Raw genomic sequence first — 23,901 nt, forward strand, 5'->3', positions numbered from 1 at the left:
AATCCTGCCTGTATGGGCGGGATTTTTTCGTTGATGGGGTGATGGGAATGGAAAAGCCTCCCCTGGAGAGGGAGGCTTTAAATCGATTTTGCTACAGAAAATGATGTTTTAGGTTAGGTAGGGATTATTGGGCTTTTTCGACCTTCTTCATGATCCATGCGAAGGAGAAGAGGCCTACGAATACGATCCCTCCGGAGAGAAAATTCAGGAACAGGCTAGTCATGACAATTAGATTAAAGTACTGTTCCTAAGTTATGGAATAAAGTGATATAAGTGTTGCAACATTTTCGTGTGATTTTTTGAAACAAAACGAAAGCCCCTCTGTGCGGAGGGGCTTTCGTATATAAATAAATTAAATTCTTAGAAATCGTAATAGAATTGACGGAAGGTGCTGCGGAGGCCGAAGTTGAAGATGAACTCGCGGTTGGTGCGCAGGTCGTTTTTCTCGTTACGGAGTGCTGCGGAGGCTTCCAGCCGGAGGTTGTATTTCGGGTTGAGGACGAAGGCGATGGTGCCCTGGCCGTAGAAGAGGTTCGTTTTGAGGCCCTGGCCGATTTTGTTGTTGTAATCTTTTTCCCGGCTGGTGTAGGGTTTGAAAATGTCTCCGCCCCAGTTTTCGTCGGGGTTGGCATCCTGTCCGTGCTGGCTGTAATTGAGCTGCCCCCTGAAATACCAGCGTTTAAATGTGTAGGACGCGATGCCCAGCATTTCGTTGAAATTCGCGCCCAGCGGGTGTGCCAGCGATTGGCCGTAATGGGTATAGCTCGCCAGGTTATTCCTGAATGAATAAGTGTATGGTCGTACAACGTTATATTCTGCCTGTACATCCAGCTTATTGACTTTGAACAGGTCGAAAGCCTTGACGCCAAATTGGGCAGCCCATTTATTGGCCCACCATCCATTACCGCCGGTGAATTCCTTCAGTTTGAACTCATCCAGAACAAACTGGCCGTAGAGCGTGGTTTTGGGGAATAGCTTGTACTTGGCGTTCATGCCGAGAACGGAGTTATCTGAAGAGCCGACGGAGTATTCGGACGGGCGGAGGAAAATGATCGGATTCAGGTAGCTCCAGTCGAACCCGCGTTTACGACCTGCGGTATCCACATCGCCCCAAATGATGGCATCGAACAGGCCGACCGTGAGTTTTTTGGAAGCATTCCAGTCGAGGAAATGGTACACGCCCCATTTTTTTGGATAGCCTACGCCTTCATAAGCTTCGCCAACCGTTTTGGATCCGATATCCATGAATTGGGTCCACATGGAAGTATATTGAAACTGGCCCAGGGTGCCTGTGATCCGCAAATAAGGGTAGCTAAACCCTATGTCTGACAGGATCATGGAGCGATAGCCGTCTCCGAAGGAGTTGGTCCCATACCCGAGTGTGAAATTCACATATTTGCTGGGTGTGTAGGAAATCAAAGCGTTGACGTAAGAGAAATCATACGTTTTACCAATCTTGTCATTGTATTTGATCATGCCCTGTCCGGGTAAGACGCGGTGCCGGTTTACGAAGCTGTCGAGATACCGGGGGAAAACGCCCTGGTTTTCGTAAAAGGAGCTTTCGAAATAAAAATTCCTGCCGATGTTGCCCTGCACTTTCACGCCCCGGGTATTGAGCCAGGGGTGCGGTTCTGATTGCTTTTCCCGATTTGCCAATCAGGGAGGAAGTCGACGAATACGTTGAAATCGGGCTCCCTGAATTCGAACAGGTGTTCCTTGAATAATTTGCGGTGAAACCAGGAGCGGCGCGTACTGTCGGCCGGGTCGTACAATGCGGAATTGTCCTCATGAAGGATCGGTTGCAACGCAGAGTGCCGGTTTACGGAATCCAGGTAAATTTCACGGATATTTTGGTAATGGTAGGGGCTGATAACCGGCGCTTTTTCCTGTGCGTTCGCAGCTTGGGCAGTTAATAGCAATGGAATGGCTACGCGGAAGAAATTCTTCATTTCGTTTGATTTGAGTTCACGGATGGCAAAAACCATGCCTTGGAGTGGCAAAGATAAACGATCCGGGCCGAACATAAGAAAACGTCCCATAATCTCTTAAAATGCATATTTTTGCGTCGCCTGATGCAATGCCCCTCAAGCCCCGGGATCTACATTCTGGAGCGTAAGGTAAAAATTGGCCCGGTTATCAAAATCAACTGTTAATTTATTATCATGAAGAGATTTGAAGCGCTTGATGGACTCCGGGGAATTTGTGCAATGTTTGTTGTGCTCTTCCATATACATGTTCTGTTGAGTTTTGCTGAATTTCCGTTCTTCAGGAACGGTCGGTATTTCGTTGAGTTTTTCTTTATCCTGAGCGGGTTCGTCATGTATTTCACGTACGGCAAACGATCGTTCGCGGAAGGGCAGTTCAAGGATTTTCTGATCAGCAGAACGTTTCGCATTTTCCCGATGCATGTCTGCATGCTCCTCTTTTTCATTGCCTTCGAGGCGATCAAGCTTTTTGCCTCCGGTACGGTGTCAGCCTGAACAATGCGCCCTTCAGCGGGGCTACCGCACCATCGGAAATATTGCCGAATCTTTTCCTGCTGCAGGCCTGGATCCCTGCTGCCGATACCGAATCTTTCAATTCCGTGGCCTGGAGTATCAGTGTCGAGTTTTACATATATATCATCTTTGCCTTTATCCTGACGGTTTTCGGCAAAGTCAGGAACCCGGTATTTGCAGGTATTGCCATCTTTGCGCTGGCCGCGTTGCATTGGGAATGGTACGTCCTCAAACCCGCAGTGCTGAGTGGCCTTTCCTGTTTTTTCCTGGGTAGCCTTGCATATGAGATCTATGAGCGCCTTCAGGCACGGATAAACGCAAAAGCTGCCGGTTTTTTTATTTTTGCGGAATGCATACTGGTGCTCGCAATTTATCTTCTCCTCCCGTCCGATGTGCCCGCAAAGCGATTGTTAATAACCCTTCTGTTTTCCGTTACCGTTATCGTTTTTGCATTTGAAATGGGCCCGGTGTCTCGTTTGCTGAAGAAATCAGTCATTAATTACCTCGGTAAACTCAGTTATTCGATCTATATAACGCATTTTGGAATACTGACCGTTTTACTCGGGTTAGCAATGGTGGCCGGGAAAATCCTCAAGTTCAATTTTACCCCGATGGTCGGGGATGTCAGATATATCACTACGGGAAACCTGCTCTTCGATAACCTTTTGGTACTTGCCATCCTTACGCTTATCGTATTTATTTCAAGCCTCACCTACCGGTTCATCGAACTGAAAGGGATCGGGGCCGGCAAGCGGTTGAAGTCTTTGGGAAAACCGGCTGCCAGAACGCTGCAGGAAGAGATAGCTCCCGTTCCGGATAAATTCATCAATCAACATGGAAAACAGACAAATTAAAGTCATTCGAATACTGAATAGAAGTAGTATTGGAGGCCCCGTTCTTAATGCGTTGTACCTGACCAAGTACATGGCGCCGGATTTCGAAACCAAGCTGATTTGCGGCCCCAACCGGGAAGACGAAGAATCCGCTGATTTCCTTTTCAATCAGCACGAAGTCCGGTACGAATCTATTACTGATTTGAAAAGGGAGGTGAATTTATGGGGCGACGTTAGTTCTTTCTGGCGATTGGTGAAAGTGATCAAGGCCTATAAGCCCGATATCGTCCATACCCATGCCGCCAAGGCCGGTGCCCTCGGCAGGCTGGCTGCCTTTTACTGCCGAGTGCCCGTAGTGGTACATACCTTTCACGGGCATGTGTTTCATAGCTATTTCGGTAAATGGAAAACGCAGGCTTACATCTGGATTGAGCGGTTCCTTGCGCGGTTAAGTACGAGGATTATTGCCATCAGCGATATCCAGCGTTCCGAACTGTCGGAAACCTTCAATATATGTAAGCCCGAACGTATCACCGTGGTGCCCAATGGTATCGACCTGGATAAGTTTCAGGCAGGGATGGAGGAACGGAGGACCGAATGGAGGGCGAAATACGGACTGAAGCCCGAAGAGATTGCGGTTGGGATCGTGGGCCGGCTGGCACCTGTGAAAGACCATATTTTCTTTACCAGGATAATTGCTGCGATGAAATCCCGCGGAGGCGTGAAAAATGTGCGCTTTTTTATCATTGGCGATGGAGAATGTAAGGAAGAGATCATGGCAGCACTGGATGCGGCAGGGATATCCTACAGCTATTCACCTGCTTCTCCGGATAATAAGGAAGTGATTTTTACGTCGTGGGAGAAAAACATGGTGAATGCGTATGCAGGCATGGATATTGCAGTATTGACATCCCTGAACGAAGGTACGCCCATGACGCTGATCGAGGCGCATGCCGCAGGATTACCGGTCGTTTCTACCAATGTGGGCGGGGTTGCCAATGTTGTTTTGGACAACAAGTCCGGATACCTGGTGAAGCATGGTGATGTTGATGATTTTGCCGAAAAATTACGGCGATTGACAGGGGACGCCGAGTTGCGGCGGCAATTCTCCACAGAAGGGAAACGTTACGTCTTGTCGATTTATAGTTATCAGCGCCTCGTCAGGGATATGAAGTCCCTTTATGCCGACCTGGTGAACAAATAAAGGGGAAGAATTGTAAAGAGGAATAATACATTCATCATGACCATACGTACTGTAAGAATAATATTAATATTAATATCCTGCATGCTGTGCATGGTAATAAAGGTCCATGCCCAGGGTGGCCGTAAGTCCGTTCAACTCGCGCAGGTGCTTCCGGCGGGTTACGACAAATCCGGCAGCAAGGACTACACGAAATTGATCCAGGAGGCGATGGACAAGTATGATACGGTATATTTTCCCGCCATTCCCCTGCGTGTGTCGAGGCAAGGCCTGAATGTGAGGAGCAATCAGACGCTTATATTTAAAAAGGGAAGTAAATTGATGCTGGAGCCTACGAACCTTCCCCAATACGAAATACTTCGGGTAAAGGACGTGCGTAATGTTCGGTTGATAGGCCCCAATATCGTGGGAGATCGTAAGCAACATATCGGCAATGGTGGAGAATGGGGAATGGGTATCTCCATACTCGGCAGCAGTAATGTGTATATCTCCGGAGCCGTGATCAGGGATTGTTGGGGTGATGGGATTTATGTAAGTGAAACGCTTGACAAAAATTATTCGGAAAACGTAACGATCCTTTCGACGCTTTGCGACAATAACAGGAGAAATGGTATCAGTGTAATTTCAGTAAAGAACCTGCTGATCAGGAATTCCAGTTTCAACAATACGAACGGGGCCAGGCCAATGTGCGGGATAGACATTGAGCCGAACCACTCGGGCAACATCGTGGAAAATGTCAGACTGGAGAACATTAAAACAGACAACAATGGACTATGGGGAATTGCCATTTGCCTGGATAAGACAGAGTTGATTAACAAGCATTTCAAGGTGCACAATCAGACTACGCCCGTTTCTGTTACGATCTTGAATCATGTTGATACGAGATCTGAAAGCAGCTTGTTTCTCATGACCAATGCCGGCGGGAACGCGAAGGCCAGCCGCAATGCTAATTTCAGAAAGGGAGATATCAAGATCATAAATCCTGATTGGCAGCCTAAGAAAACACCTATTAACGCAGAGAATTATGCGGCGGGAGGAGCGGCTGTAAACATCAGCTTTGGTAAAAGTAAAAGTAAATTGCGCAGCGCCGCCAAAGGCGATATCCCGGCAGTCTTATCCAACGTTTCCATCCGATAAACAAAAAACTGTCGTTATCTGACCAGGGAGCGGTTCCGCCAAACATACCATACGAATATGTTCCAGAGCAGATTGGAATGATCTTCCTTTCCGGCCCTATGATCTTGCAGTAACCGGCAGACAACATTGTATTGGAGGAATTCGTCTTTAGGCCCTGCGGCATTGAATACTTCATCAATAAAAGTATACTCCGGATTCCTGAACCACTCTTTAAGGGGTACGCTGAACCCTTTTTTAGGCCTTTCATACAATTCGGCAGGCATATACCGGCTCAGCAATTGACGGGTGATGTGCTTTAGTGAGTTGCCATTGACCTTTTCTGAAAGTGGTAAACGGGCAGAAAATGCCAGTATTCTCTTATCCAGGAAAGGCGCCCTGGTTTCCAGGCTGTTGGCCATGGCAGACCGGTCCACTTTGACCAGGATATCATCTGGCAGATAGGTCTTGAAATCGAAATACATGAACTGGTCGAGCAATGTTGCACCCGGTACGCCATGCTTGGCAAGTTGTGACCCATCCTCTGCCCGGATATTCAATAAACCCGCCGGGATCGGGTTACAGGAAAGTTTCCCGTAGAGCCCTTCCGGGGACTTTAACCCCGATAACTGCCCGTATTTTTTCCTGCCCGCAGGAGTCAATGATGCAACCAGCTCTATGGACTTCAGCATTGCTGTGGGAACATTTCCAATGCGCTGGTGGATTTCCCGCGCACGGAGATACTTTTTATATCCGCCGAAAACTTCGTCCCCACCGTCGCCCGAAAGGCTTACCGTTACATGTTTGCGCACGAACCGGGATAAAAGGAAGGTAGGGATTTGGGAGGAATCACCGAAAGGTTCATCGAATTGGGCCGGGACGCTTACGGCTAGTTCATCCAGTTCCCTGGTGGAAAACAGATATTCGTGATGATCGGTCCCGATGTGCCTGGCTACATTTTTTGCGAACGGAGCTTCATTGAAATCCGGATTATCGAAGCCGATCGTATAAGTATTGATTTTGCGGGACGCATTTTTCTGCATGATGGCAACGATCAGGGAGGAATCGATACCACCGGAGAGGAATGCCCCCAGGGGAACGTCTGAAATCATTTGTTGCTGAACGACTTTTTCCAGCGTTTCATTGAAAACGGGAAGAACGTCCTGTTTGTCGATCAGCGGCTCCTGTGCCTCTTGTAAGTGGTTCCAGTAGGGATGGACAGGGATTTCGGAAAGAGGGAATTTATCCGCGATAGCGGCATTATACGTAAGATAATGGCCGGGTAAGAGTTTGAATGTGTCTTTATAGATCGAGCCGGGGGCGGGAACGTATGAGTACCGGAAGAACCCGTATACGGACCGGGGATCGATCGTGCTGCTTAATTCGGGTATATTGTCCAGGGCGTTCAGTTCCGAAGCAAAAAAGAACATGCCGTTGCGGATGCCGTAATAGAGTGGTTTTTCGCCTGCATAATCCCGGATAAGGGTGAGTTCCTGTGCAGATTCGTCCCATACGGCAATGGCGAACATGCCCATAAGTCGTTGAACGGTGGGGGTGATACCCCAGGTCTCGATACCTTTCAGGATCACTTCCGTATCCGATTGCGTCGTAAATCGGGCACCGGCGGCAAGCAGTTCCTTTTTCAGCTCGAGATAATTATAGATTTCGCCATTGAATACAATGGTGTAGCGCCCTGCCGGCGATTCCATTGGTTGTGCCGCGGCTTCGCTGAGATCGATGATGGAGAGCCTTCTGTGCCCAAGCAACGCCTTGCCTCCAGGGTTTTTCCAATAACCGGCACCATCTGGTCCCCGATGCTGTATATTGGTGCACATCCTGCGAAGGATTTCTTCTGACCGGACGTTTACATTTCCGTTGATTTGTATAAGGCCTGCAATTCCGCACATATGCTATAGTTGATATATTTGAAGGTACTTTTCCATGGTCTGATTTACACTGAAATCCTGCGCACGAAGGTAACAAGCATCTGCCACTTTCCGGTATAACCCATTGTTATCGTAAAGCTCCCGGATATGGCCGGCGAGTATCTTTTCATCGTCTTTCGGGAACAGAATGCCGTGACCGTTTACAATTACCGACAGCGCCGGTATGTCGCTTGCAACCGTAGGAACGCCCGCAGCCATGGATTCGATGCAAGCCAGTCCAAATCCTTCGGAATGACTTGCGAAAATGTGTATATCGATGTCTTTGTAAAACGAAGGGATGTCATTCGAGATGCCGATGAAATCCACGCGGTGCGCTACCCCGAGATCGGCTGCGAGCTTGCTTAACTCATTTAACCTGTCTCCGGCGCCGGCGAACACGGCTTTGATCTGTTCTGGCAATAATGGCAGGGCCCGAATGATCACGTCCTGATTTTTGGGATGCTTCAAACGCCCGGCCATGCCGATCCTGTGAAGCGGCCGGCGGTCCGCCACCGGTTTAAAAGCTAACAAGTCGGTACCGTTGCTGATTACGGAAACTTTCTTTTTCGCGACCCCTTTTTTAATAAGTGAATGCCGCACATCGTCTGATATGGCAATAACGTGATCGTAGAAACGGTACATGATCCGGTCGGTCATCCGGAAAATGAATTTGCCGGCCCTCTTGTTGGTCGTGGAGTGTTCGGTAGTGATCAGTTTGAACTTTGCCCCCAATAGTTTTATCAATGCGGCGTAATAAAAAGTGGGGAACAAATGTGCATGAACGATATCGGCATTTTGCAATTCCGTTTTCAGCAACCGGAATGCGGAAAGGGAATACAGGGGTTTACCCAATATTTTAACGGGCACTCCTGCATGTCTGAGCACCTGGATGTTGTGTGTGCTCGCATCGTCGTTGATCAACAATACTTCAACATTGTGCTGATGTTCCCGCATAGCGGGTATGAGATCGGTAAGCAGTTTTTCCGCGCCACCGGTGGCGAGGTTATTTATTACATGAATAACTTTCATACCAGGCTTTTAAACAATGCGTCATATTTTTTTGCCATCGCTTCTCCCGACAGTTCATTTACGGCGTAATCCCTTGATATCTTGCGCATCTTTTCCCGCAATGCATCATCCGCTGCCAGCATTCCCAGCAATCCGGTGAGCTTTTCCGTGTCGCCCAATTCGAAGAGGAATCCGTTTTCCCCGTCCCGGATCACGTTGTTGATGCCGAAAACGTTGGTGGCTACAATGGGCAATCCACATGCCTGCGCCTGCATAATTGCATTACTCATCGTTTCGCCATGGGAGGAGTGTACGTATATGTCTAGTGAATTGAGGAATTCTACCATTTGACGGGAATCGAGCATGCCGGTCAGCTTCACCTTATCGGTGAGTGCAAGGTTGCTGACCATATCGGAGAGTTCCTGAAAGGTTTCTCCGTCGCCGGCAATGAATAGCTCCAGCCGGCGTTCGGGATGCCTGGCAACCAGCTGTTGGAAAGCAAGGATGAGCGTCTTATGATCTTTTATCCTTACGAGCCTGCTTTGCATTCCGATCCTAATTGGCCTGTCGCCCGTTTCCGGTCCCATCTCAACCGGCTTAAAATGTTGGAGGTCCAGGCCATTGTTGATGATATGCATTTTGGGCGCCAGCCAGCTGACTTTGCTCCATCGCAAGGAATCGCGGTATACCTGAGACAAATAAACGATCCGGTTGCTGAAGAGCGTGACGCAGAATGAGTTGATCTTGTTTTTGAGATTTTTCAGGGTAAGTGCCTGGGTTTCCCTTGCAACGATTTTTGATTTGCCGAGGAGGCGGCAAAAGATGAAAATTGGGATTATCGCATGCGATCCATGCAGGAAAATAATATCCGGGCCCGATTTTCTGATCTGCAATGCCAGTCTTATGACATGCAACAAGTCCCACTTTCCCTTCTTCTTGTCGAAACTGTACGTGACATTATTTTGCAGGAATTTTGTCTGGGTTTCATTCAGCACATCTTCAATGCCATACAGGCAGACGCTGACCTTGTAGTCGGGGGCGGCATGCTTCTCCAGTTCCCAAAAAACAGCAGTATGGCCACCAAGGCCTGAATAAAAGGCGTGCGTTATTTTAATGGGAGATTTGGACATCGAATTTTTTATTAAAAAATAAAGTAAAGTATATTAAAAAGATAATGTTTGGGATGCCGATGGTCTGCAGGTACGGCTCTTTCACTTCAACGATGAAAAATATGCCATAGAGATAAGTGATCAGTATCAGTTCCGGCATTCCATACCGCTGCTTTACCATCCAGAGGGTATGCCCCATCAGGAAAAGGTACGAACCATAAAAAACGATCGCGCCTAACAGACCTGTGGAAAAGATCGTCTTGAGATAGCCGGAATCCGAACGCTCATAACCTGCTACCGCCGTTTCATAGAAACCAATACCGAATATAAGGTCTGTCTTATCGTCTGGCAGATATAGCATGGACTGCAGGTCCTGCGTGCTGGATGTCGACATTTCCCCGTCGCCTTGCATAAAGATCTCAAGTGCCCAGTTCAGTGTGTCCTGCGAAACGAAATCGTCTATGTTGGGTGTAAAACGGTATATAAGAATAGCCCCCAGCAAAATAATTCCGTAAAACCTGTAGAACGTTTTTTTGCCTCCGGGTTGAAAGATCCAGATCAGCGGATAGGTTGCCAGCGCCAACAACGACAGCATCAAGCCGGTCCGGCCGGTAACGAATGTGCCGGCGACACACACCAGGATTTTCAGCAGTCCCAGCAGGATGCCGCGCCAGGACTGTATGCCGGACATTCTGTATAAATGAATAATGACGCCGAGGCATATGATGGAGGAAAGCCAGGCTCCCCCGAGGTTTGTAAACCCTTTTACCCGAAGGCCCATTTCTACGTCCAGGTTGCCCAGGTTAGGCAGCAAGGCGTTGAACAATGCATTGACCGGAGGCAGCAGGTATGCTGCCACTGCGAGCAGCGCATGTAACGTCAGGGCATTAGCGATCGCGATCAACAGGTCGATAAGGGTAATGTTCCAATACCTGGTAATGAAATAGGAAATGATAAATCCCGTCCACACCGGTTCATATATGAGATATACAATTTTATTGAGGAACGCAAAATCGTTAACCCCGTTAAGCACGGTCACCATCGCAGCATAAACGCCCAACCCGATCCAAACCAGTATCAGCGCAAAGATGTGTTTCGGAATGGTAAAGTTTTTTGACGTGCGGGCCAGGTCGATGAAAAAAGCGGCGGTCAATCCAAGTAGCAGGAGTTTGGAAAGCCCAATCGGCATGAAGGAAAGCTTCACACCGGTTAATTCAATGAAAAAGAGAATAGAACAAATTATGCTATATATAGTGCTCTTTTTCATTGAGATGGTGCATTTTCTGGCAAACGTTTGTTTAACTTCAGGAAGAAAGCAAAGTTAAAGATAAACATAACGAAGAAAATGATGTTATTGGCCCATACGGCGGCCATTGCCCCCCACCATCGGATCGTAACCAACAGGAAAATGAACCCTGCAAGACCAGACATCAGCGTAAGTACTGAAAGGAACCGGAATTTACCCCGTACCAGCCATTGGGGAGACATCAAAATGCAAAAAGCATTCATCAGTAATGAAATGCACAGGTATTGATACAACGGCACGGACGGGCCAAAGTTCAGCTTAAACATATCGAGCAGCACCGGCAAACAAAAGCTTCCGATCGCTGCACATCCGAATACTACGGCCATTGTTAATAGCAATACCTTTTTTGGAACGGCCAGATAGCATCCGCTCCCTTACGGACGATTTCCGTATTAATGAACTGTGAAGTGATCCTGGGAACAACGATGAGGATGCTGATAAGCTGTGCTGCAAAGTTGAACAAGCCTACATCCTTCAGTTCCATATAAATATTGAGCACCACAATCGTCATGGAAGAATACAGAATATACCCGATCGTGTCCAGATGGATGTTCAGGCTTTGCCGGGCAATACGGGATATCCGTTTCCAGTCTGGGCGAATGATAATATCAAACCGGACCGATTTACGGATATAATATTGGTCGAGCAACAGATTGAGCAGGTTAAACAGGGAAAATAGCGATAAAAAGCAGGTGAGCGTCAGCGCATTTGTCAGGTAAAGCGCGGCCAGCACTATCATGAAGAGGAACTTCGTGACTACGATTATCTTGTTCTGCAATGTGATTATACCGATAGTCGAAAAGAAGTAGCTGGAGTAGCTCGACCATACATAGTAGGGAAGGCTGATGGCCATGATCCCGATGTGAAGCGGGGCAACTTCGCCGAAAAAGCCGGGAAAGAAGCAGTAGATGACCATTAATGCCAGATAGCCTGCCAGGGTGGAAAGCAGGGAAAGGCTCAGATAGTGGGAAAGTTCTTTTTTGAGGTAAGCTTCAGGACTTTGACCGTCTGTCGCGATCTCGTTCATGATGATCCGGCCGGTACTGAGCCCTGTTATGGCCCCTACAAGCGTCATGGTGGCCACGAGTGAGGAGATGACCCCGCGCCCTTCCGGCCCGAACAGTTTTGCTGAAAACAAAAAGATAATGAATAGCAAAAACTGATTCAGGACATTCGTCAGTACCGTAAAGGATATCTTTTTTAACATTATTGAGATCGGAGATTTTTTAGCAGCCAACGCTTCATATGAGGAAGATAGAGTTTGATCCGAACGAGTTCGAACCGGAGTTTTTTGACTTTATTCTTCAGCGTGTCGCCAAATCTTTGGTCTGTAGCTTTGTCCAACGCCATAAACATTTGAATCTGGTTTTGGGTGACCAGTTTGATATTGCGATGGCGGCTGCTTTGGGTGATCCCTGCCGGATGAACACGATATACGCTCCACGGCTCATTAAAGTAGCGGATCAGGTTTTGTTCGTTAAAGAGGGTAAATATCGCCTGGTCCAGCGTCATGGAGGTGTTCACAAGGTCTGGCAGCGGTTTGCCGCAAAATACATTGCGGTAAACCAGGGAAGATGTGTGGCAAAGACAGTCGGAGGCCAGGTATTCTTCCATTCCGAATGCTTCCGGCATTGGCCCGTTTTTGTAGCGGGCAGCGGTAAACGAGGTGTATTGGCCCGTTTGCATATGGAGCACCCTCGTTTCGTTTGCCGCTCCGCTGTATTGCGGATGTGTTTCCAGAAAAGCGATCTGGGTCGCCAGTTTGTTGGTCCCTTCCCAATAGTCATCCCCTTCAATTATCGTAATATATTCGCCTGTGGCGCGTTCGATCGCGCTCCGCCAGTTCAGGTTCATTCCCATGTTCTGCTCATGGAAAAGGCGTACGATGCTTATTTGGGGAGGGATGTCGATCGATGCGAGGAGCGAATTTACCTGGTGTACGGAATCATCTTTGGACTTGTCGTCGGAGATAATCAATTCAACAGGGAAATCCGTCTGTTGCGCCAATATGCTTTCGAGACATTGCCGGATATATTTACCGTGATTGTAAATGATGACACAAATGCTCACCTTCATAGTTGTTCCGGTATTATTTCAAGTCTCACAAAAAATTTCCGGCCTTCTTCATCCAGATAAAAGGCGTTGTTGAAGGGGGTGCGTGAGCGCCCGCAGGTGATCTATCACCTGACGGTAGCTTACCTGTTTGTCCAAATCGAGTTGCTGAAGTGCTTTGAAATCCCTGAGCATGTGAAGCTGGGGAGTTTCATCCCCGACGAAGGTTTCATATTCACCCTGAAGGATCGGCCGAATATTGTCCCGGAAAATTTCGAGCTCTGCGGCTACTACCTTATCGTAGGCTGATTTGGAATTGTCCCAATGATGCAGCGGCACCAGTTTTCGGTCAATGATCGGGCCGGCGTCAAGCGTTTCCGACATTTCATGCAGGGTGGCGCCGAGGGGTAAGTCCTTGATGATGGCGAACACCTGCGGATACCAGCCTTTATTGATCGGGTTGTACCCGGGATGGAGATTGATGCACCTGATTTGTTCCACCAGCGCCTTCGGGAAAATCTGCTTGCAATGGATGGAAAAAACCAGGTCGTATTTCTCACGAAGCATGGGTACCACTTCGGGCGACTTTATATCGATGGCCTTCACCTGTTCTCCCAATATTTCCGAAAACCGGTCTGCATCAGAGAAAGGGGAGCAGTAGTAATCGATGGAAACGGCCCCTTGGGCTACCGAATCCAGGATGATTTTCCTGACATCGGCGCACATATGGACGTTATCCGTGAATATTCCAAGTCTCCTATTCTTAACGTTTAGCATATTAATTATTTAAAACCCTGAGTATAAGCCGGGAGATCATCATGATTTCTTCCTTGGGCATACCATAATATACCGGGAGGCTTAATACCCTGCTTGAAATACTGTTACCGATCGGCGTAGGTTGTGTTTCTTTCAGGTAAGACAGTTCGGATAAAGAAGGATAGAAATATCGTCTTGGGAAAACATAGTTTTTGTTCAATTCGTCGACCACTTTCAGCAGTTGCGTTTCCGATTCAAAAATTACGACATAATAAGCATAATTGAACTTTGAATTCGGTGTAATGATGGGTTTGCGCAGTAGTCGGGAATGCTGCAACAGGTTATCGTATTCATCTGCCACGGCTTTTCTGCTGGCCAGGATGGCATCTGCCTGTTTGATGTTCAGCAGGCCCATGGCGGCATGGAATTCCGAGTTTTTGCCATTTATACCGATCCCTGCGAAATTCTCTGGCCCGTTATGGCCGAAGTTGCGCATGTAGGCAGCTGTTTTGAGCAAATTTGCATCTGGTGTGAAGATAGCACCGCCTTCTATCGTATGGAAAAGCTTGGTGGAATGGAAACTGGTGGTAATCATGTCTCCATAGTGAAATACCGATTTGCCTTTATATTGCGTGCCGAAACAATGTGCCGCGTCGTAGATGACTTTCAGATTATGTTTATCGGCAATTTGCTGAATGGTATCGATATCACAGGGGTTGCCGAAAACGTGAGTCGCAAGAATGGCGACGGTGTCTTCGGTAATGGCGGCTTCGATTTTAGCAGGGTCGATGTTTAGTGTCAACTCATCGATATCCACAAAAACGGGTTTAAACCCTTCCCATAGGATGCTGGAAGTTGTGGCAACGTATGAAAACGGCGTCGTGATCACCTCTCCCTTGCCCAGTTCAAGGGCTTTCAGCGCGATCTGGATGGCGATCGTGCCATTATTTACGAACAATAGGTGATTTATGTCGAGATATTGTTTCAGTTCCAGTTCCAACTCGTTCACGAGTGGTCCGTTGTTCGTCAGCCAGTTCCTGTCCCAGATGCCTTTTACAAGTTTCATGTATTCGTCAAAGGAAGGGAGATATGGTTTGGTAACGTTGATCATAGCTATCTGTTTATGAATTCTTGATTATCCTTATACCAGTTATAGGTAATCTGCAACCCCTGGCGAAAGGTATATGCTGGCTGGTAATCCAACAAAGTACGGGCTTTGGTAATGTCTGCCAGGCTATCCATGATGTCGCCTTTGCGGGCTTCGCGATGGATGGCTTCAATGTTTTTGTTTTCCACGGAGCGGAGGATTTCGAACATCTGTTTCAGCGATGTTCGTTCTCCCACGGCAACATTGTAAACCTGGTTGAGCGCCGCCGGGTTCTCGGTCGTCAAGGCTTTAACATTCGCCTGGATCACGTTTTCGATGAAAGTAAAGTCTCTCGTTTGTTCTCCGTCTCCATTGAGATAGGGCGACTTATCCTGCAGGATGCTTTGGATAAAGAGCGGGATTACGGCAGCATAGGCCCCGTTGGGGTCCTGTTGCGGGCCGAAAACGTTGAAATAGCGCAGGCCGATGGTATTCAACCCGTAATTCAGATGAAAAACGTGCGCATACAATTCGTTTACGTATTTGGTAACTGCATAGGGCGATAAAGGCATGCCGATCTTGTCTTCCACTTTGGGCAGCGATTTGCTGTCGCCATATGTGGAAGATGATGCCGCATATACCACGCGGTTGATATTGCTTTCTTTTGCGGCTAGCAAAATGTTCAGAAATCCGGTGATATTGACTTCGTTGGAAGTAATGGGGTCAACGATGGACCGGGGGACGGAGCCCAGTGCAGCCTGATGGGAAATGACGTCGATATCCCTGCAGGCATCCAGGCAGGTGTCCAGATTCCGGATATCGCCTTCTATGAACTCAAAATTCGGTTCATTTCGCAGGGCTTCGATATTTTTAAGGTGCCCTGTTGCCAGGTTATCCAGTACGCGTACTTTCTTCGCTTTATTTTTTACCAGGAATGCGGCCAGGTTGGATCCTATAAAGCCCGCGCCCCCGGTTATCAGGAACGATAAATTCTTTAGATCGGTCATTTTTTCAAAGGAATTATGATTCATTACAATCTTGCGTCCACGGCTTCTTTGGGAAGGATGCCTTTCACGTCATAGATGACAGCGTCTTTCTTGCAGAGTCGCTTGAGATCGAATTTGATGAATTCGTTATGGGCAACTGCGAGAACGATGGCATCGTATTGTTCATTTTGAACCGTTTTTTCACTTACTACATCAATTCCGTATTCATGTTTCACTTCGGCAGGGTCGGCCAAGGGGTCGAATACATCGATGTTGATGTCATGGGACTGAAGGGAGGAGATGATATCACAAACGCGGCTGTTCCGGATATCCGGGCAATTCTCCTTGAAGGTAATCCCGAGCACCAGTACTTTGCTGCCTTTTACCTTGATTTCTTTTTTGATCATCAGCCTGATAACTTCACTGCCGATATACCGGCCCATTTCATCGTTGAGCCTTCTTCCGGAAAGAATGATTTCCGGGTGGTAGCCGATTTCCTGGGCTTTTTGGGCCAGGTAATAGGGATCTACGCCGATGCAATGTCCGCCAACCAGGCCGGGTTTGAACTTCAGGAAGTTCCATTTCGTGCCCGCGGCTTCGAGGACCTCCTGGGTATCGATATTCAGCTTGTTAAAGATTTTCGCCAGTTCGTTTACGAAAGCGATGTTAATGTCCCGCTGCGCATTCTCGATCACCTTGGCGGCTTCGGCCACGCGGATGGAGGATGCCAGGTGGGTGCCGGCAGTTATGATGGTGCCGTACAGTTCGTTGACCGTTTTGGCGGTTTCGGGTGTAGAGCCAGAGGTAATTTTGAGAATATTGGTTACGGTATGCTCTTTATCGCCGGGATTGATCCTTTCAGGCGAATATCCGCAGAAAAAGTCGACATTGAATTTGAGGCCGGAGGTCCGCTCCAGGGCAGGTACACAGTCTTCTTCCGTACTGCCCGGATAAACGGTTGACTCATACACTACAATATCGCCTTTCTTCAACACTTTACCGACCGTTTCGCTGGCTTTCAACAGCGGGGTCAGATCGGGGCGGTTATATTTGTCTACGGGAGTTGGTACGGTAACAATGAATACATTGCAGTCTCTCAGCGACGTGATATCCATCGAATACACCAACCCTTTTGATTCACGTAATTTTTCGGGCGTGGTTTCCTTTGTGCGGTCAAAACCGTTTTGCAGTTCGCTGATACGTTGTGCATTAATATCGAATCCGATTACATCGAAATGTTTTCCGAACTCAACTGCCAGGGGAAGACCGACATAGCCCAGACCTATAATGCCAATTCTTGGGGACGCTTGCTTCATTAATATTATAGTTTGTTTTCTATGAAAGTTGTGAATTTAGTTTTCTGTCATCATTTTTTTATAAGAACGGCGGAAGAAAAGGTACAGTAAGCAGAGGATACCACCGATCAATCCTCCGGCAACCAGCCCCTTTAATTTGCCAAGTTTCTTCTTCTCCAGCGGTAATATCGGCGTATCGACGATCTGGATGAGGGGAGATTCCTGGACCATCACCATCCTTGTGGTTTCCAGGGATTTAAGGACTTCGCCGTAAGCGGTTTGCAAAATCATTTTGTCGCGCCCCTGAATTTCCATGCCCACCAGTGCAAGGCTCCGTGCGGGGTTACGGTTAAGGTCCTGCTGGCGGGCCATATTGTAAGTACTCTTGTCAAGCAGCTGTTCAATGGAGTCCGCTTTCATCTGAAGCTTGTCTATGATAGCCTGCAACCTTTTCGTCTTCGCATTTACATAAAATGTTGTTGCCTCTTCCACCAGTCTTTCCGTAAATACTTTCGAAAAGCGTTCGCTTTCGGAGATGTACCTCACCTCGAAAAATCCCAGCTTCTTGTCTGGTTTGGAGATTTCAAGCTCGGTTTGCATGATTTGTTTATATACCACCCCGAGAATACTGTCTTGCTGGAGGGTAAGTTTCGTCATGGACATCCCTGCCGGGATGGTGAAGTTCGCCAGTTCGGGAACTTTTGCCCAACCCTTCCGGTATTCTTGAACATCGATATAGTGGTCTGCCAATGATACCTGTTTGCCATTGCTGTCGTTCATGCCGGAAAGCAATACTTTTTGCACCATCAACCGGGATTTGAGAAATTCCATAATGTTATCGCCACTGAAAATGCCGCTGCTGCTGGCACCCGAGAGATCGATGCCGAACTGGCTGGCCAATCCTGCGTAAGCGCCCAGCGAGTTGGATTTATTGTCTTCCAATACGAATGTCAGCCGGGAAACATAGGATGTTTTCTTGAAAAAGGCGAAAGTGAAACCTAGCCCTCCTCCGACGAGGCCACAGATTACGATGACAGGCCATTTTCGAAGGAAATACCGGAACCAGTCCCGCCCGAGCAGCACCACTTCTTTGATTGATATTTCATCCTTTTTAGGCGATTGGGTCGATTCCATGAAAGCGTTATATAATTTGAGCCGTATTTGGCGGCTATGTGATTACTTGTTGGAAAGATTCAAAATGGATACAACGATCAGCGCGATGGAGGCAAGCCCGGTCGTGATGCCGATGGCTTCCTGTGTGGTAAACGATTTTTTCTCTCCTTTTTTGGGAACGTAAATCTCCGAGCCGGGCCGGACCCTGGGATAGCTGTTGAAAAAAACAGTTTGCGGGCGCCTTTCACATCCCCGTTCGCATATACGATGTAGCTGCGACGTTTGAGGGCGTTGGTGGTAAATCCGCCGGCACCCCGGATATAATCCCTAAACCGGATATTTTTGTCGAAACGTACTTTTTTAGGGAAATACACTTCCCCGAAAAGCTGTACGGTTTGCAGCTGTTTGGGAATCTTTATAACGTCGCCCTCCTCCAGGTATAAGTCATATTTGGAACCGGGTGAGCGGATAATCTCATTCAATTTGATGCCGATGATCTGGTCCTTTTGGAAAATATCGGACCGTGTCTTGGAAACATCGGTCGAGTCCTTCAACTTGTTATTGTAAACTTCCAGTTTGTAACTGAGAAGTACGCTATCCGACTCATTGACGAAGGTTTTGCGCAACATCACCGCGCCTTCCGGATAGGCAGCGGATTTCAGGCCGCCCGCTCTGCGCAGCAAATCGGATATTCTTTCCTTGTTGGAATTAATAGAATAGGTGCCGGCGTACACCACTTCGCCGTTTATTTCCACGTTCGACTGTTCGTAGTAGGTAGGTGATTTCCTTACCGAGATCTCATCGAAAGGCTCCAGCAGGAAGTGGGCCACTTCGGGCGTGGACCGTAAGTCAGAACGAATTTCGAACTGTTGAACGATGGCGATGGCCGTATCGTTGGGGTCATATTCCTTGCCGCGCAACCTTCTGGAAATCTCCAGGCGTTTGAGGGACGCGGCTTCCTTCAACCCGCCGGCCATCAGTATCAGGTCTTCCAGCTTCATGCTGTCCGCATAGTCGAAATATCCCGGATTATTAACCAAACCGCTGATTTTGACATTGAATTTCTCGCGTAACTGCAATTTGGAGAATATTACCACGCTGTCTTCCCTGCGCAACAATATCTTTTCCTGGCCTGATATTACGTCTTTCACATTGAAGTTCAGGATGGATTGAGTATAGTCATCCTGGAGCCGGCGAATAATACCCCGGGAAAGGGACGCTACTTCCATGAGGCCGTCTGCCCTTTTGATCAGGTCTGCCAGCGACATGTCGGGTTCGAGGGCGTAGTCTCCCGGATGGAAAATGGCACCGGTAATGGAAACACGGTTGGAGAAACGGTCGAGTATGGCGTCTACGAAATACTGGTCGCCGGAACGCAGCTCAAAGCTGCCGGCAGATGCGCCTGGAACTGTGATGATCTGGCGTTCACGGGCAGCGATGCGGGTAGCCCTGATCTGGTCGCGGTAAGCTTTATCGGTAAAGCCTCCTGCATAATTGATAATTGTCTGGAGCGTTTCCCCCGGCTTTGCTTCGAATATCGCCGGGCGTTTCACCTGCCCTTCCAGTTCTACCCGGATTTTATAGGGATTTACCTTTACGATATCCTGGTCCTGCAGTATGATATTGTTGGTCAGATCGCCATTTGTAATAAAATCGTAAAGGTCGAACCGGGCAACCTGGCTGCCACCACGAAGTACCTGGATATCGCGGAAAGATCCGTTGCCATTGGGGCCGCCAGACACATAAAGCGCATTGGCGATAGATGCCAGGGACGGAAGGGTGTAGGTCCCGGGGCGTACCACCTCTCCGATCAACAGTACCTGTATGCTCCTGATGGAACCAAGGGAAACCTGAACGAAAGTGTTACCTGCATTGATGCCATTATAGATCGTTGCAAGTTGTTTCGTGATCCTGTTCTTTGCTTCCGACATGGTCAGACCGTTTACGTATACCGGTCCGATGTTGGGTATCCGGATATATCCCTCAGGGCTTACGGTGAGATTGTGCTGCACTTCCGAATAACCATAAACGTCTATAAGGATTTCGTCACTGGCGGCGAGGCGGTAGTTGGGAGGCGTCGGCATGCGGAGGTTAGGCTCGAAAGTCAGGTTGCGGTTGCTGAAGAGTTCTGCCCCGAAAATGTGTTTTTGACCGGTGGCGACCGATTTCTCCCGACCATCAGACTCATAGGTCATTTCTTCCATATTGATGCCGCGGCCGGTAGAGTGGCTTTCCGGAGGTTTGGTAAAAACGAGCTCTTTATCGAGATTTAAATCCTTGATCCGGGTTTTAAGCTTGTTGGCCTCTGTAGCTGAAATCCCTTTTTGTGATGCATATATGTTCACCTGGTCTAACGTCATCTTGTTCTTCCTCATCTCGTCAACGATCTGCCTGACCTGATCGTCAGTCAGGTCGTCTACCTTGACTTGCTGCGCCTGCGTGGGTACCGAAACCTGCGCCTGTGCGACCATGGAGCATAAACACAGGAAAATATGAACGAATAAGATCTTCTTCATGTAATAATCTGTAAAGCTTTCTCGAATTTCTGGGCATTTTCTGCAAACTCCCTGCCAATAAAGGGGTTACAAAAAATGATCGGCAAATTTATTAAAAATAACATATAAATGTTACCCGGCTGAAAATCAACAGCCGGTCCGGGGCCAATTTTTTTTGCGAAATTACAAACCATCCGCCATACTTATGCGTATATACTTGAGTCGCACGTGGTCTTTTTGTGTTATATTCCTATAATTATATATTTGTTTTAAACCTGAGCCTTCTTTGATTAAACAGTTTTCCCCCCGTTGACCAGTAAAGTATTGTGAATGTATACTCCCGTTTCGTTGCTACATGCTGATTATTAAATTGTTAATGTCGTGGTTTTTGTTGCCTCAACGAAAAAAAATCGCAGAAATTGTTTGGAGTAACGTCTTATTTTGTTTAAATTAGTCTAACAAAAATTAAACAATATGTCATCCGCTGAATTTAACACCCTATTGCTCAGCAACGCTGACTTCCTAAAGCCCTTCGCCATTACGTTGACCAAGGACGCCGAATCCGCCAAAGATCTTTATCAGGAAACCATGTTCAGAGCGCTTTCAAATCAGGAGAAATACCTGGCAGGCACGAACATCCGCGCGTGGCTCTACACCATCATGCGCAACATCTTCATTAATAATTACCGGCGGAAATCCAAACAACACGTTTGTTTCGACAATTCAACAAACGACTTCCTCCTCAACACGCAGCAAGTGATCATCGGGAACCAGGCCGAAAGCGGTCTCAGGATCAAAGACATTCAGACTTCCGTTCACAACCTGCCCGTCATTTTCAAGAAACCCTTCATTTTGTACCTCGACGGATTTAAGTATTTCGAGATCGCAGAAATTCTGGAAGAACCCTTAGGAACCATCAAGAGCCGTATCCATTTCGCCCGTAAAATGTTGAAAGCCCAGGTAGCCCGCTATTAATTGCTGTTTTGTTCGAGTTTCCCATTTCTACCACGATATCCGACTGAGCCCCGGATATTATCCATCTGAACCACAATCCCTTTTATACCTCTGATTATTCCTCGCCCGCTAAAACGGTCCCGGAAAAGCTATGCCCCGGCGTGAATCCACACACACGCCCATCCACGCTTTCCCGTCCAGACCGCCGCCCAGGCGCAGGAACCCCGTTCCCGTATTCGTTCCCCCGCTGCCGGTAGACCGCAGCGGGGAGTAGCCAAACCCGCCATTCAACAAGAATGCTGTCAAAATGCAAGGAACTTGCCCTAACTTGAGGGCCGAACCATTCCCGGCATCAGCATGTCTTTACCTCCCGTCATCCTCGTCAACGAAAAAGACGAGCCCGTTGGCACCATGGAAAAACTGGAAGCTCACCAGAAAGGCCTCCTCCATCGTGCATTCTCCGTGTTCGTCATCAACGACAGCGGGAAAATGCTCCTGCAACAACGCGCGGCGGATAAATACCACTCCGGCGGCCTGTGGACCAACACCTGCTGCAGCCACCAGCTTCCCGGAGAAGACACCCCCACGGCCGCACACCGCCGCCTCGCCGAAGAAATGGGGTTCGATTGCCCCCTCGAAGAAATTTTCAGCTTCTCCTATCGCGCAGAATTCGATAACGGCCTCACCGAAAACGAGTTCGACCACGTACTGCTCGGCACCTACAACGGCCCCGTTCAACCAGACGCCGCCGAAGTACAGGCGCACAAATTCCTTTCGCTGAACGAAATCCGCGAAGAGCTCATCGCCCACCCCGGCAATTACACCCACTGGTTCCATATCGCCTTCCCGAAAATCGCGGCCTTCATCGAGGCACGGGGTAACGATTGAGGCCCAGCCTGAAACTGTCTGCCGCCTGGCGGATGTAACGGATGAAATCGTAATCGGAAGCTTCCAATGCAAATTTGTAAGACGGTGGGTAACGGTTGATGAAGGAAATAAGGCTGTCGCCCCGGAACCCCGTATACCGCGCCACCAGCGAATCGCTGAAACGCTCGCCGGTAAACTGCGCCTGCTCGTACTCGATCAGCCTTCGCCGGAACGTGGCTTTCGACCGGTTATTGGAGAAGGATAACGCTTTGTATAATTTATGGATGTTGACGCCGATACCCGTAGGCGTAATCAAGACCACTTCCCGGAACTTCGGCCGCCGGAAGTTGAAGCCCGCCCGGAAATTCTCCCGGTCTTCCAGCGAATCTACCCGGCGCTTCCGCTGCCGGATCTCCACCCCTGCCAACTGCTCGATCTTCGGGTACAGGTAGATGCGCAGCGCGCCCGTGCGCACGGGCACCGACGAGGGCAAATGCCCCAGCGCCTGTATCAGCAGCGTATCTCCGGGCAGCGCGGCAATAACGAAGCGGCCCGCCGGGTCGGTAAGTATCGTGACATGATTGCGGATATTGGTGATGGCCGAGCCCGGCAGCGGCAGCGAATCGTGCGCATACACCGTGCCCTGCGCCTGCTGCGCGGAGGCCAGGCCGGCGGGGAGCAGCAGTATCCCGGTACACAAAAGAAGATAGAAGGGCTTCATTACCGTAAGATATTCCACCCGATTCTAAGGAAAAGTTAAAAACATAACGGGTTAAGCCCCGCGGTCGGGCTTCAGCGAACGGATCATTTCCCCGTAGTTCATCCGGCGCTCCAAAGCGTTGAGCGACGCGGCGATGCGCTTCGCTTTGGTCTCCTCCGTTTTGGCATCGTCTATCCATTTCGAGAAGTAACGGCGATGGCTCGGCGCCAGCGATCCGAAGAATTCCTGCGCGGCAGGCAGGTCTGCCAGGCAGTCGGCGAAATCGGCGTTCATCGCGTACACCTGCGTGTCTTCTTCGAGGCTCAGCTGCACGGAAGCGCCCTGCTTCTTCCCGATCGCTTTGCGCATGCCGGCGTTCACGGGCAGGATGAAAGAACCGTCGCCGGCGGGCAAAATTGCCGTTTGTGCGATGGCGTGTTGATCGATGAGCCCTTTCACCCGGAAAGTTTGCTTCATGCCCGGTTTCAGTTTCGCGGCAATTTCAGCCGGGATCTCCAGGTACGTCCAGCCGGTTTTGTCTCCGGCGTTGGCAAATTTTTTCAGGATGGCGGTGAATCGGGTCATGCCCCCAAAATTACATCA

Annotated in this window: 23 protein-coding genes; 6 read left to right on the forward strand and 17 right to left on the reverse strand. The window is 48.7% G+C overall.

What is annotated here, in order from left to right; all coding sequences use genetic code 11:
- Positions 1 to 360 precede the first annotated feature (360 nt).
- Together WJU22_RS06830 and WJU22_RS06835 are read right to left on the reverse strand one after the other, a co-directional pair.
- Entirely contained in the window at positions 361 to 1,602 is a 1,242-nt protein-coding gene (locus tag WJU22_RS06830) for a hypothetical protein (protein WP_341842499.1), read from the reverse strand.
- Positions 1,599 to 2,039 (reverse strand): hypothetical protein, encoded by a 441-nt coding sequence (locus WJU22_RS06835; RefSeq protein WP_341842500.1) that lies wholly within the window; start codon positions 2,037 to 2,039, stop codon positions 1,599 to 1,601. Before WJU22_RS06835 ends, WJU22_RS06830 begins: the two co-directional genes overlap by 4 nt.
- 123 nt (positions 2,040 to 2,162) lie before the next feature.
- Here WJU22_RS06835 and WJU22_RS06840 point away from each other — a divergent pair, with 123 nt between their 5' ends.
- The 4 genes from WJU22_RS06840 (at position 2,163) to WJU22_RS06855 (ending at position 5,669) form a co-directional block, all read left to right on the forward strand.
- Positions 2,163 to 2,480, forward strand: coding sequence for an acyltransferase family protein (locus WJU22_RS06840; protein WP_341842501.1), 318 nt, complete (start codon positions 2,163 to 2,165; stop codon positions 2,478 to 2,480).
- Between the two features lie 41 nt (positions 2,481 to 2,521).
- Entirely contained in the window at positions 2,522 to 3,352 is an 831-nt protein-coding gene (locus tag WJU22_RS06845; RefSeq protein WP_341842502.1) for an acyltransferase, read from the forward strand.
- Entirely contained in the window at positions 3,333 to 4,535 is a 1,203-nt protein-coding gene (locus tag WJU22_RS06850; protein WP_341842503.1) for a glycosyltransferase, read from the forward strand. Before WJU22_RS06845 ends, WJU22_RS06850 begins: the two co-directional genes overlap by 20 nt.
- A gap of 81 nt (positions 4,536 to 4,616) precedes the next feature.
- Entirely contained in the window at positions 4,617 to 5,669 is a 1,053-nt protein-coding gene (locus WJU22_RS06855) for a right-handed parallel beta-helix repeat-containing protein (RefSeq protein ID WP_341842504.1), read from the forward strand.
- 14 nt (positions 5,670 to 5,683) lie between these two features.
- Here the strand turns inward: WJU22_RS06855 and asnB are convergent, their stop codons facing one another.
- From asnB to WJU22_RS06920, 13 genes are all read right to left on the reverse strand, one after another.
- Complete coding sequence (asnB, locus tag WJU22_RS06860) at positions 5,684 to 7,552, reverse strand: asparagine synthase (glutamine-hydrolyzing) (RefSeq protein ID WP_341842505.1); 1,869 nt, start codon at positions 7,550 to 7,552, stop codon at positions 5,684 to 5,686.
- A 3-nt stretch (positions 7,553 to 7,555) separates the two neighbouring features.
- A complete protein-coding gene (locus WJU22_RS06865) occupies positions 7,556 to 8,599 on the reverse strand; it encodes a glycosyltransferase (protein WP_341842506.1) in 1,044 nt (347 codons plus the stop codon).
- Positions 8,596 to 9,708: a glycosyltransferase family 4 protein gene (locus tag WJU22_RS06870; RefSeq protein WP_341842507.1), complete on the reverse strand. Its 1,113-nt coding sequence runs from the start codon at positions 9,706 to 9,708 to the stop codon at positions 8,596 to 8,598. The genes WJU22_RS06865 and WJU22_RS06870 overlap by 4 nt, the downstream gene beginning before the upstream one ends.
- Positions 9,689 to 10,954, reverse strand: coding sequence for a hypothetical protein (locus WJU22_RS06875; protein ID WP_341842508.1), 1,266 nt, complete (start codon positions 10,952 to 10,954; stop codon positions 9,689 to 9,691). Before WJU22_RS06875 ends, WJU22_RS06870 begins: the two co-directional genes overlap by 20 nt.
- On the reverse strand, positions 10,951 to 11,319 hold the full coding sequence (locus WJU22_RS06880; RefSeq protein ID WP_341842509.1) for a hypothetical protein: 369 nt from the start codon (positions 11,317 to 11,319) through the stop codon (positions 10,951 to 10,953). Before WJU22_RS06880 ends, WJU22_RS06875 begins: the two co-directional genes overlap by 4 nt.
- 2 nt (positions 11,320 to 11,321) lie before the next feature.
- Positions 11,322 to 12,200, reverse strand: coding sequence for an oligosaccharide flippase family protein (locus tag WJU22_RS06885; RefSeq protein ID WP_341842510.1), 879 nt, complete (start codon positions 12,198 to 12,200; stop codon positions 11,322 to 11,324).
- Entirely contained in the window at positions 12,200 to 13,069 is an 870-nt protein-coding gene (locus tag WJU22_RS06890; protein ID WP_341842511.1) for a glycosyltransferase family A protein, read from the reverse strand. The genes WJU22_RS06885 and WJU22_RS06890 overlap by 1 nt, the downstream gene beginning before the upstream one ends.
- A 48-nt stretch (positions 13,070 to 13,117) precedes the next feature.
- Positions 13,118 to 13,771: a formyltransferase family protein gene (locus WJU22_RS06895; RefSeq protein WP_341842512.1), complete on the reverse strand. Its 654-nt coding sequence runs from the start codon at positions 13,769 to 13,771 to the stop codon at positions 13,118 to 13,120.
- Positions 13,772 to 13,823: 52 nt separating this feature from the next.
- Positions 13,824 to 14,912 (reverse strand): DegT/DnrJ/EryC1/StrS family aminotransferase, encoded by a 1,089-nt coding sequence (locus WJU22_RS06900; protein WP_341842513.1) that lies wholly within the window; start codon positions 14,910 to 14,912, stop codon positions 13,824 to 13,826.
- Positions 14,913 to 14,914: 2 nt separating this feature from the next.
- Entirely contained in the window at positions 14,915 to 15,895 is a 981-nt protein-coding gene (locus WJU22_RS06905) for an SDR family oxidoreductase (protein ID WP_341842514.1), read from the reverse strand.
- A 23-nt stretch (positions 15,896 to 15,918) separates the two neighbouring features.
- Positions 15,919 to 17,190, reverse strand: a complete 1,272-nt coding sequence (gene tviB / locus WJU22_RS06910; protein WP_341842515.1) for a Vi polysaccharide biosynthesis UDP-N-acetylglucosamine C-6 dehydrogenase TviB — start codon at positions 17,188 to 17,190, stop codon at positions 15,919 to 15,921.
- A gap of 36 nt (positions 17,191 to 17,226) precedes the next feature.
- Positions 17,227 to 18,303: a hypothetical protein gene (locus WJU22_RS06915; protein WP_341842516.1), complete on the reverse strand. Its 1,077-nt coding sequence runs from the start codon at positions 18,301 to 18,303 to the stop codon at positions 17,227 to 17,229.
- Positions 18,304 to 18,380: 77 nt separating this feature from the next.
- Positions 18,381 to 20,798 carry an SLBB domain-containing protein gene (locus WJU22_RS06920; protein ID WP_341842517.1) on the reverse strand — a complete coding sequence of 806 codons (2,418 nt, stop codon included), beginning with the start codon at positions 20,796 to 20,798 and terminating at the stop codon, positions 18,381 to 18,383.
- A gap of 453 nt (positions 20,799 to 21,251) precedes the next feature.
- On the opposite strand from WJU22_RS06920, the gene WJU22_RS06925 reads away from it, so the two are divergent.
- Positions 21,252 to 21,752 (forward strand): RNA polymerase sigma factor, encoded by a 501-nt coding sequence (locus WJU22_RS06925; RefSeq protein ID WP_126245698.1) that lies wholly within the window; start codon positions 21,252 to 21,254, stop codon positions 21,750 to 21,752.
- 336 nt (positions 21,753 to 22,088) lie between these two features.
- Positions 22,089 to 22,619, forward strand: a complete 531-nt coding sequence (gene idi, locus WJU22_RS06930) for an isopentenyl-diphosphate Delta-isomerase (RefSeq protein ID WP_341842518.1) — start codon at positions 22,089 to 22,091, stop codon at positions 22,617 to 22,619.
- Here the strand turns inward: idi and WJU22_RS06935 are convergent.
- Together WJU22_RS06935 and WJU22_RS06940 are read right to left on the reverse strand one after the other, a co-directional pair.
- The gene (locus tag WJU22_RS06935) at positions 22,594 to 23,319 is read right to left on the reverse strand and encodes a carboxypeptidase-like regulatory domain-containing protein (protein WP_341842519.1); all 726 of its coding nucleotides are present in this window, start codon (positions 23,317 to 23,319) and stop codon (positions 22,594 to 22,596) included. The genes idi and WJU22_RS06935 overlap by 26 nt on opposite strands.
- Positions 23,320 to 23,370: 51 nt before the next feature.
- Positions 23,371 to 23,883 carry a YdeI/OmpD-associated family protein gene (locus WJU22_RS06940; protein WP_341842520.1) on the reverse strand — a complete coding sequence of 171 codons (513 nt, stop codon included), beginning with the start codon at positions 23,881 to 23,883 and terminating at the stop codon, positions 23,371 to 23,373.
- Positions 23,884 to 23,901: the final 18 nt, after the last annotated feature.

Origin of the sequence: Chitinophaga caseinilytica (assembly GCF_038396765.1) — a bacterium.
Lineage (GTDB): Bacteria > Bacteroidota > Bacteroidia > Chitinophagales > Chitinophagaceae > Chitinophaga > Chitinophaga caseinilytica.

Coding starts and splice junctions, on each gene's coding strand:
- WJU22_RS06865 (WP_341842506.1), bottom strand. CDS start 8,599: ATGAAAGTTATTCATGTAATAAATAACCTCGCCACCGGTGGCGCGGAA.
- WJU22_RS06840 (WP_341842501.1), top strand. CDS start 2,163: ATGAAGAGATTTGAAGCGCTTGATGGACTCCGGGGAATTTGTGCAATG.
- WJU22_RS06890 (WP_341842511.1), bottom strand. CDS start 13,069: ATGAAGGTGAGCATTTGTGTCATCATTTACAATCACGGTAAATATATC.
- WJU22_RS06925 (WP_126245698.1), top strand. CDS start 21,252: ATGTCATCCGCTGAATTTAACACCCTATTGCTCAGCAACGCTGACTTC.
- WJU22_RS06885 (WP_341842510.1), bottom strand. CDS start 12,200: ATGTTAAAAAAGATATCCTTTACGGTACTGACGAATGTCCTGAATCAG.
- WJU22_RS06940 (WP_341842520.1), bottom strand. CDS start 23,883: ATGACCCGATTCACCGCCATCCTGAAAAAATTTGCCAACGCCGGAGAC.
- WJU22_RS06875 (WP_341842508.1), bottom strand. CDS start 10,954: ATGAAAAAGAGCACTATATATAGCATAATTTGTTCTATTCTCTTTTTC.
- WJU22_RS06915 (WP_341842516.1), bottom strand. CDS start 18,303: ATGGAATCGACCCAATCGCCTAAAAAGGATGAAATATCAATCAAAGAA.
- WJU22_RS06870 (WP_341842507.1), bottom strand. CDS start 9,708: ATGTCCAAATCTCCCATTAAAATAACGCACGCCTTTTATTCAGGCCTT.
- WJU22_RS06835 (WP_341842500.1), bottom strand. CDS start 2,039: ATGGGACGTTTTCTTATGTTCGGCCCGGATCGTTTATCTTTGCCACTC.
- tviB (WP_341842515.1), bottom strand. CDS start 17,190: ATGAAGCAAGCGTCCCCAAGAATTGGCATTATAGGTCTGGGCTATGTC.
- WJU22_RS06900 (WP_341842513.1), bottom strand. CDS start 14,912: ATGATCAACGTTACCAAACCATATCTCCCTTCCTTTGACGAATACATG.
- WJU22_RS06880 (WP_341842509.1), bottom strand. CDS start 11,319: ATGGCCGTAGTATTCGGATGTGCAGCGATCGGAAGCTTTTGTTTGCCG.
- WJU22_RS06855 (WP_341842504.1), top strand. CDS start 4,617: ATGCTGTGCATGGTAATAAAGGTCCATGCCCAGGGTGGCCGTAAGTCC.
- WJU22_RS06905 (WP_341842514.1), bottom strand. CDS start 15,895: ATGACCGATCTAAAGAATTTATCGTTCCTGATAACCGGGGGCGCGGGC.
- WJU22_RS06850 (WP_341842503.1), top strand. CDS start 3,333: ATGGAAAACAGACAAATTAAAGTCATTCGAATACTGAATAGAAGTAGT.
- WJU22_RS06935 (WP_341842519.1), bottom strand. CDS start 23,319: ATGAAGCCCTTCTATCTTCTTTTGTGTACCGGGATACTGCTGCTCCCC.
- idi (WP_341842518.1), top strand. CDS start 22,089: ATGTCTTTACCTCCCGTCATCCTCGTCAACGAAAAAGACGAGCCCGTT.
- asnB (WP_341842505.1), bottom strand. CDS start 7,552: ATGTGCGGAATTGCAGGCCTTATACAAATCAACGGAAATGTAAACGTC.
- WJU22_RS06920 (WP_341842517.1), bottom strand. CDS start 20,798: ATGAAGAAGATCTTATTCGTTCATATTTTCCTGTGTTTATGCTCCATG.
- WJU22_RS06895 (WP_341842512.1), bottom strand. CDS start 13,771: ATGTGCGCCGATGTCAGGAAAATCATCCTGGATTCGGTAGCCCAAGGG.